The 8,511-nt window shown below is 51.4% G+C and carries 7 protein-coding genes; 1 reads left to right on the top strand and 6 read right to left on the bottom strand.

Annotation, left to right across the window (positions count from 1 at the left end):
• Positions 1–538 precede the first annotated feature (538 nt).
• The 3 genes from HY774_17040 to HY774_17030 all read right to left on the bottom strand — a co-directional run bounded on the left by HY774_17040 (position 539) and on the right by HY774_17030 (position 3,412).
• On the bottom strand, positions 539–1,822 hold the full coding sequence (locus HY774_17040) for a DnaB-like helicase C-terminal domain-containing protein (GenBank protein ID MBI4750193.1): 1,284 nt from the start codon (positions 1,820–1,822) through the stop codon (positions 539–541).
• A gap of 170 nt (positions 1,823–1,992) precedes the next feature.
• Positions 1,993–2,703 carry a CPBP family intramembrane metalloprotease gene (locus tag HY774_17035; protein ID MBI4750192.1) on the bottom strand — a complete coding sequence of 237 codons (711 nt, stop codon included), beginning with the start codon at positions 2,701–2,703 and terminating at the stop codon, positions 1,993–1,995.
• The gene (locus HY774_17030; GenBank protein ID MBI4750191.1) at positions 2,696–3,412 is read right to left on the bottom strand and encodes a class I SAM-dependent methyltransferase; all 717 of its coding nucleotides are present in this window, start codon (positions 3,410–3,412) and stop codon (positions 2,696–2,698) included. Before HY774_17030 ends, HY774_17035 begins: the two co-directional genes overlap by 8 nt.
• 446 nt (positions 3,413–3,858) lie before the next feature.
• Here HY774_17030 and HY774_17025 point away from each other — a divergent pair, with 446 nt between their 5' ends.
• Positions 3,859–4,659 (top strand): hypothetical protein, encoded by an 801-nt coding sequence (locus HY774_17025; protein ID MBI4750190.1) that lies wholly within the window; start codon positions 3,859–3,861, stop codon positions 4,657–4,659.
• 93 nt (positions 4,660–4,752) lie between these two features.
• Here the strand turns inward: HY774_17025 and HY774_17020 are convergent, their stop codons facing one another.
• The 3 genes from HY774_17020 to HY774_17010 all read right to left on the bottom strand — a co-directional run.
• Positions 4,753–4,995 carry a hypothetical protein gene (locus HY774_17020; protein MBI4750189.1) on the bottom strand — a complete coding sequence of 81 codons (243 nt, stop codon included), beginning with the start codon at positions 4,993–4,995 and terminating at the stop codon, positions 4,753–4,755.
• Positions 4,996–5,015: 20 nt separating this feature from the next.
• Positions 5,016–7,364: a hypothetical protein gene (locus HY774_17015; protein MBI4750188.1), complete on the bottom strand. Its 2,349-nt coding sequence runs from the start codon at positions 7,362–7,364 to the stop codon at positions 5,016–5,018.
• Positions 7,361–8,511 (bottom strand): DEAD/DEAH box helicase (locus HY774_17010; GenBank protein MBI4750187.1); only part of this gene is annotated, 1,151 nt, incomplete at its 5' end. The genes HY774_17010 and HY774_17015, both read right to left, overlap by 4 nt.

The following is an 8,511-nucleotide window of genomic DNA, read 5'->3' as shown; positions in this document are numbered from 1 at the left end:
TCCGCGACTGCCCTCGCTTGAGTTCTCCTCAGTCTATTTGTCAAAGATCGATGGTCAACTTCTCTTCCAACCCCACCAACTTCTCAATAAACCCGGTTGGATTTTTACAGATTGAGTTCTGCGACACGCTCTACTTAGTACTACAACGAGGTTTCGGTTTTAACCTGCGAAGCGGGTGATGGCTCGTAGCCCAGGGTGGAGTCTTTGAAACCCTGGGTTGACGGTCATCCCCAATTTCTCCCGCCCCGCCGGCAACCGCCTACGGCGGTTGCCGGCGGGGCGGGAGGGGGAGCAGGCCGTTGGTCCCAGGGTTGCACCCTGGGCTAGCGTGCCTGCCGCCCAGTTCCTGGGCTTAAAACCCGGTTTTTTATTAAAACCTCGTTGTAGTATTAGTCAAAAAAATAATTTGTAACATTTTCAAATGAATACCACTTTCAGCTAAAGTGTTTTTATCCTTCAACATTTTGAGAGAAGCACCGGCGCGCAGCGCAACACATCTTCTTCAACCCTGAGCTTTCGAATCTTCAACCCGAAGTTTTCAGCCCCGTGCCTGATTGGCGACTTCGCGCATATCAGACAAATCCGGGCGGAAGATCAATTCGATTTTTCCAATTTCGCCGTTGCGGTTTTTGGCAATGGTGAGGTCAATAGCCCGGGCAGGTTTGTTAACCCGGCGATCAGAGGCGGTCAAAAACATCACCACGTCGGCGGTATATTCCAAATCACCAGATTCTTTCAAGCTGTCGAGTGCGGCTTTCCCTTTTCCTTCGCCGTAATCACCTCCAGCTCGATTTTGTGAGGCCAGTGCCAGAACCGGAACTTTGAGCGCGGTTGAAAGCTCGCGTAAGGCGCCGCCCATGACCTCGACTTTTTCACGAACTGATGAAAGCCCTCGCATTTCAGCCGACATTTTGGCCCACAATTGCAGATAATCAATAATCAGTAAACACTTTGTTGCCTGATAGCGGTGAATGGCATGGCGAGCCTTGGCCCTGATTTGAGCCAGGGTCAAATCTGAGGTGCCTTCAATAAAAGCGACCCGCTGGCCAATCTCACGCCATTCCTGGGCGGCCTGCTCCAGAGCTGAAACATCGGCCCATCCACGCTGGACGTGTTGGGGATTGATTCCGGCGCGGCCTGCAACTGCTTTGAGAATTAAATTTGCCGGTGAATTTTCAAAAGTGACATACACCACGGGAACCGTCCGGGCAACGGTCGTGGCAATCTGTAGCGCAAAGGTGGTTTTTCCAACACCTGGCGAACCAGCCAGAAGGTGCAACCCGGTATTGAGGCCATTGAGCCATTCATCAAGCCTCCGGATTCCAGTCGGAAGGCCAGTGGCAACCGCCCCCAGTCGGGCGCGTTCTTCAGCTAATCGAATAGCCTCGGCCAGTACATCCTCCACCAGGGCGTCGCCCCATTGGAGGTTCCCGGTAACTGATTCCTTGACCGTGGTTTTGATCCGAAGGGTTTCCGATTCAAGCTGGCTGACAAGGTCTGAAACCGGCGCATTGGTAAACAATCCAGCGGCCAGTTGTTCGTGAGTTCCAGCCAGGAGTCGTCGCTGAAATAAATCGGCTAAATGCTGGGCTGTTGCTTGCGGATTGCGGGCTGGTTCCCAGGCGTGCCCTTGCGTAATCGGCGCGCGTTCCTCAATTTCATACACCAGCCGTGCCCAACTTGCACTTTCAGCCGAAAAAACATCAGGCCGCAACAGTTCGCCCAATTCCCAAAACAGGTCGGGGCGTTGGGCAATGGCAGCGATCATCTGACGTTCGGCTTCAGCGTCGATAAACTCGTCGCTCAGGTGAAAGGCTTTCATGGGCTGGAGAAGAAACACGTAAGTGGGTTGACCCTGGTCAAGAGCTAAAAAATACTCCGGAATCAAAAAAATGAGAAGTCTTTTGATGGGGCTGAAGAAAACGGGCTGAAAACTTCGGGCTGAAGAACTGGTTTTCTTTCATCCCTCATCCTTCATCTCTCATCCCTCTTTTATGGGGACTTGTACTCAGCCCTCAAATACCGGGCCAGCCAGTAGCCCGCAATGATGTCATAGAGGGCATGCACCACAATGGCCACCAGAAGCGATCCGGTCCAGCCTGTCACCAACTGATTGACGAGTCCGAAACAGGCTGCCACGACGACTCCACGAACACCCTGCAGCAGATGAGCCAGCCCAAACATCAAGGCGCTGACCAGGGTTGCCAGCCAGTATGAGTCCCAGGATTGTTGCAGCAGCGAAGTCAAAACCCCACGAAATGCAATTTCCTCGGCCAGTCCCGCCAGCAGCGACAGGGCGCTAAACCAGACAAATTCAGCCTTTGTGGTTGGGATGATGTATCGAAGCACTGGTTCCCGCACCGCCACGGGTAAAAAAATTCTCAGCAGCGTCAGAACACTGCTCAGGAGAATCACGAAGGCAACCAGCGCTCGCAAGGTAAAGATGTGAATCGGGATCAGTTCCAGGCCGTGGGACCAGGCTGTGCCAACCGACAGCGCCAGCAATACCAAAAGGATAATGATAGAGCTGATATAACTCCCCACCCTGGAAAAATGTCGCAGGGTTTCCGGATCAAGGTTTTTGAATCCTTTCCGGCTTTGATAGGCCATCCAGGGGAGAAACAAACAGGTAAAGCCAAAAAAGAGCCATTTGACTCCATCTGCACCGCTGGGAACTGCCAGCCAACCCAGATAATCAGGCATGGGGCTTTTGCCCCACAAAAAGTATCCCTTCGGGTTCAATCTCTTCGTGGGCGGCAAATCCAACTTTCTCCAGGGAATTGAGCCAAACAGCCCGCGAAAACACACCAAACGAATGGATATCCTGCTCAAAACGGATGGTGCCGCTGGCCTCCTTGAGGACCAGTGAAAAAACCACGGTGTAGTGAGTGTCATCCGGGTTAGGGTCAAAGGTCCACTCCAAATATCTCAATGATCGGCCATCCGAGCCATCGTGCCCATGGTGAGCGGTTGTTTCCTGAAACGTTTCGAGGGTGCAGTCTGGAACGAGGATGAGCACGCCGCCAGGGCGAAGATGGATCCAGGCGGTTTCCAGCATCTGGTCAAGGTCGGCCTGGGTGGTTAGATACATCACCGCATCGTGAACAAAAACCACGTCAAACCAACGATTGAGCCGAACCGAACGCATATCGCCAACCACATGCTCGCATTCCGGGTTCAATTGCCGACTCTGGTCGAGCATGTCGGGAGATAGATCAACCAGCGTCAGGGTAAACCGCTGTTTTAAAAACGACGCGTTGTTCCCGCCTCCGGCGCCAAGCTCCAGCAGGGAAGCCTCCGGCGGCACACCAAGCCGATCCATGAGAGCCGCATAGCATGCCGCCTCTTCAGTATAGTCCGAGGGCGGGGTCAACAGGTGAAACCAACTGGCCAGTTCAGAATACAATTTCATAAGGGTCATCATTCATTTCAACGACTGGTTCAATTACCACAAGATTATCTTGATTCGCCAGACATTGTTTTGTATTTTGGAAGCCATCCAATCCTAAATAGCAAAATCCTTCAATAGTTTTCGGTCCACGACAGTTGAGAAGTGTGTGTTATTGATGTTTTGCGCAAACACGTCCAGTTTTTATGCGGACCACTGATTGGGAAGATGCCATTAGGTAGTTTATCCGTTACGAGAGATGAAAGATGCAACCCTGAAAATCCAGATGCTGGATCAAGGAAGCAGTTCATCATTTCGGAACTCTCATTTCCTGATGATGACACACACGGGGAATCGAAGACGAAGGCGGAAGTCCTGAATTGAAAGCCCTTGATCTCAAAGGCAATACCATCAATTCAAGCCAGAATGTCGAGTACGACCGTACCTTTATGGAGAGCTACTTGTGAACTATGAAACCAAACGTTAATAAATTCATGTCGCAACCAAACCAGTACCAGCCAGTGAATAAATATGACCTCCGGCGGCAGTTGTACCAGGCCATTGAAACCCAGTTCCAGTATGTTCCGGGGCCGCTGAAACACAAGATCCAAAGTTTGAGTAACGACCAGCTTGTCCAGGCCATTGATGAGATCCCGATGAAGGATTCGCGTGATTCAGTGTATGAATTGATTAAAACCATGGTGGATTCCAATCCGCCGCCAACTCACGGTCGTCGCAACCAGCCCAAACAATGGGGATCCCGACCGGATTTTCCCTCTCGACCCGCGCCGGAAGAATCAGATTTCCCAGACACGCCGGCGTCACCTCACCAACCTGTGTCTTCAAGAATGGAGCCGGAGCCGAATGGCACCACCTCTCCACTGGAAGCCAAACCGGTTGAAGTGATCGAGACGAAAATCATGGACCTCTCCATCGCCGATGAATGGTCAGCCGAACCCACTCCGCCGCCAGTTCCCTTGCCGTCGCCACCGCCAGTTCAGCAAGGTGCGGATTCAATTGCACCTCGAAAAGGAATGGTTATTCCCATTCAACTGGAAGAATCGGTGATCAATCTTGAAACCCTGTTGACGGCATTTGCCAATGACCAGAATCAGCGGGGCCTCCAGTTTCAATTTCAAATGGGGGAAACTGAGTTCATCAGTGCCCGGTTCATTGCCCAGCGCGGGCATATTCAGAGCCTGGAGTCACGGGTTGCCAAAGCGGTTGAAGGATTTTTTTCCGAGGCCCAACACATCCTGGACCAAATTTAATACCATTTTGGAATGAATACCTCGTGTTACGGGAAGGCTAAATGATTGAAAAAATTGTATTTCCCTCAGCCCGATGCCCTCAGCCCAAAATGATTATGTAGCCGACTCGATAATTTTTGGGGTATGGCCTGCTTTGAGCAGGTGTTTGATAAAGGCATTTCCCGAACCCGGTGAAATCACGGCCACACAGGCTGATAAACTTCGAACCATCAATGGACCAAGCTTGCGGTCCATTTTTAATTCCTCCAGCAGCTCGGGGTCTGATACCTCCAGGAGCGTCAGGCGTGAGTGGAGAATGGGTTTAGATTCGTGAGAAACTGGGGTTTTCTTTGACATGGCGGGAACTCGTTTTCAGGTTATGATTGCTTCTTTTTTCGTTGAGGTGTGGGATTATCAGTATTGAGTGGAGTGGTTTTTTCAATAAACCCATATTGAATCAGCAACTGGTGCATCATTTCGGCAAGAACATCTGGGATCAGAAACGCTCGTGGACCAATCTGTTCTCCGATAAACTGCATAAAGTGCGAACTGTTGGCAATTGCCTCGGCCAGATCGTGGGTTGGGAGTTGGAGCACAACCTGTTTTTTGAGTGTTGTTGGCTCGGGTAAGGCCGCTCCGCCCCAGCATTGAATAGCCAAATTCAGCACGGGCGGCAGGTTGCGATTCACCCGCCGATGGAGTTGATTCAAAATCTCGCTTACGGTCCAGCCTTTTTTCATCGCGGCCCGGACGCTTTTTTCAGTAATATGCCACTCCATCTGATCAGTGCCGATTGGTTCGGCCAGTTCGGAAAGTTGATCCACAATCAGCAGGTCACGCAGGTCACGATGCACCAGGATGCGGCCTGTGTCTTCGACTGAAATGCACCGTGGGAGCGCGGGCTCATAGGCGATGACTGAAAATGCCGACAGGTTTTTCACCGCGGATGTGACCAGCAGAAACGTGTCGCCAATTGGTTCACCGGTCACCTGACCTGATTTCAACGCCTTTTCCCGTGCCTGGGCCGACTCAAACTCCAGAACCTGAGCGTTTAAATGCACTGAAAGTCGTTCCCGACGACTGGCCCAATCCGTCATGGACCGAATAACCGCTTCGGGCATGGGTTTCAGGCTTGATGCTTGCAATTGCCGAATAATTCCTTCGATGTTCAACCCTGATTCCAACGCCTGATAGGTTGCGTCCCGAGTCAACCGGTAGGTGGCGGTGGAGGCATCCACGTGCTGGCGTGATCCGACACGCTCAATCAACGATAATTGTTCAGCCGAAGCCGATTCCAGATATACCATCACGTCAAAATTTGGTTGAATCAGCCAGCAGGGTTTGTCTGGCTGTGGAATGAACTTTGTGGAGGATGATTCAACGGATTGTCCATACATTCGTGCCAGGGCCACCCGACCAACTTCAGTCAGCCGAAAACATCCCGGCTGGCCGGGTTTGTCATCATCACCGGCAAATTCGACCACCCCAAGTTGGAAGAGCGGGCCATACAGTGCCTGCCGAATAAAAACTTCGTCGTGGCTGTCCCAGTTTTTCCGATGCGATGCTTTCCATTCGTCAATCGCCCGTTTTTTCTCTTCAAGGCTTTTCTCGCGCCAGAAATGCAAACTATTGGAGTTGCGGCCCAGGGTAAATGAGTAGCCTAATTGCCCATACAGAGCTTCTGACAGGTGTGAAATGCGATACCAGGCAGTTGGATCAGGAAGCATTCCCAGCGCCAGTAACAGGGCAGCCCGAAATCCATTGAACGTGGTCTCGCGAATCCGGTCTTCATCCCGATAATAAAGGTACAACCCGGGGGGACAAGGCTCGTGCCAGGAAACGATGGACCGATACGCCTTGAGCCATTGCGTTACCTGTTGAAGATAGGGCTGGCTGATTGGACTGTTCTGCCGCAGAACCAGAACTTCGCGAACATCAAATTGAAACTGCAGCACCCCGGCGGCGCGAAAGAGCCAGAAGAAAAACGCCACTGGGTCAGTGAACGCGAATGGCGATTTTGACGAATCTTCCCATCCGAGCAGCTTTTGCAACTTTGGAAAGATCGTCTTGGCTGGAATTCCCTTGGCGGTCAGGTTCATCGCACCGACTTTGGTTATTGCCTGTTCAAAGGCCACCAACCGCAGGACGATTTCGCTTGGGCGTTTGACAAACCGCGCCAGTTGCGGCCCGTCAACTGGCTGAATGGAAAGCGATGGAAGTTGGATGCCCCGGATTTCGTTTAAAACCAGCGGATTGGCCGCGACTTCAAAACTGTGGTGGTAACTACTGAGATCCAGATGATTACCCGTGAGCGGAAAAACAATCCCTTTCCGCAACAACTCATTGAGGCGACCATAATGTTTATGACTTGTGGAGTAATACCCACGGGAAAGAAGGTCGGCGGGTAACTTTTCCGGTTTCAGCATCAGACATTCCAATGCCAGTTCTTCAACCGAGGCCCAGGATTGACCGCGAAGCTTGATCAAACCAAGCGCGGTTCGCTCAAAATCTGAAAAATCGGCCACGGCTTGATGGATTGCCTTTGGGGTTACCAGAGCCTTGGTCAGTGCTTTGATACAGTCGGCTTTGTTGAGTTTGGTACCTTTTCCAAGATAGGTGACTGCAATCCGCTTCACATCATCAGCACCAAATGTTGACAACACCTCAGCGAGAATTGATGGTTTAAACAAGGTTTCGGGAGTGCGTATGATCGAGTCGTAGCTCACAGTTCGTCCTCATCAAGAATGGAATAGGAATACCCTTGTTCGGCTAGAAACAACTGGCGGTGGTGAGCAAAGGATTCTTCCTCGGTTTCGCGACTGACCAGAGTGTAAAAATGAGCCTGAACCCCGATTGCTTTGGGGCGCAGCACTCGCCCCAGTCGTTGCGCTTCTTCCTGACGCGAACCAAAGGTTCCAGAGACCTGAATGAGCACTTCAGCATCCGGCAGATCCAAGGCAAAGTTTCCGACCTTCGACAAAACCAGGAGATTGAGTTCACCGGTTCGAAATTGCTGGTAAATGCGATCACGTTCGCGTTGAGGTGTTTTTCCGGTCACAAGCGGCACATTCAACATTCCGGCAAAATGTTTCAACTGGTCAAGATACTGGCCAATGATAAGGGTTGGCGAGTTTGGATGACGCTCCCGGATTTTGTTGGCCAGATGAAGTTTCACCGGATTTTCCGAGGCAATCCGAAATTTTTCGCGATTTGAGGCAATGGCATAACTCATTCGAATTTCGCGCAGCATTTTGCAGCGAACTTCGGTGCAAATCGCCTCGGCAATCCAGCCTCGACCTTCCAGGTCACGCCAGGGGACGTCGTATTTTTTGGGTCCGATGAGACTAAACACGTCGCCTTCGCGTCCGTCTTCACGAATCAAGGTTGCGGTCAGTCCCAATCGGCGTCGGGCCTGAACTTCGGCTGTCATCCGAAACACCGGTGCCGGCAACATATGGACCTCGTCATAAATAATAAGTCCCCAGTTTTGAGCCTGAAAGAGTTTCAAGTGCGGAAAATCCTCATCTTTGTGAGGCCGATGGGTCAGCATTTGATAGGTTGACAGCGTTACTGGCCCCAGATGGCCCAGATCACTCTGGTACTCGATCACTTCATCAACCGTCAGGGTTGTTTTTTCAAGTAGTTCACGTTGCCATTGATGGATTGAGGTTCGGCTGGTCGTGAGAATTAACGTTGATTGTTTGACTTTGGCCATTGCCGCCAGCCCCACGATCATAAGCGCCAGGATAAGCTGTAAGTAATAAAATTTGCATAAAGTTACAAAGCCAAAGCCTTGGATTGAGAATTGACTCCAGGTGTGAGAAAAGCAATCACTTCGTCCGGAAGTGTTTGGAGTTTTCGGCGGCGGCGGGG

Source organism: Acidobacteriota bacterium, from assembly GCA_016208495.1.
Classification (GTDB): Bacteria; Acidobacteriota; Blastocatellia; order Chloracidobacteriales; family Chloracidobacteriaceae; genus JACQXX01.
This window is presented reverse-complemented; position numbering and strand designations above follow the sequence as displayed.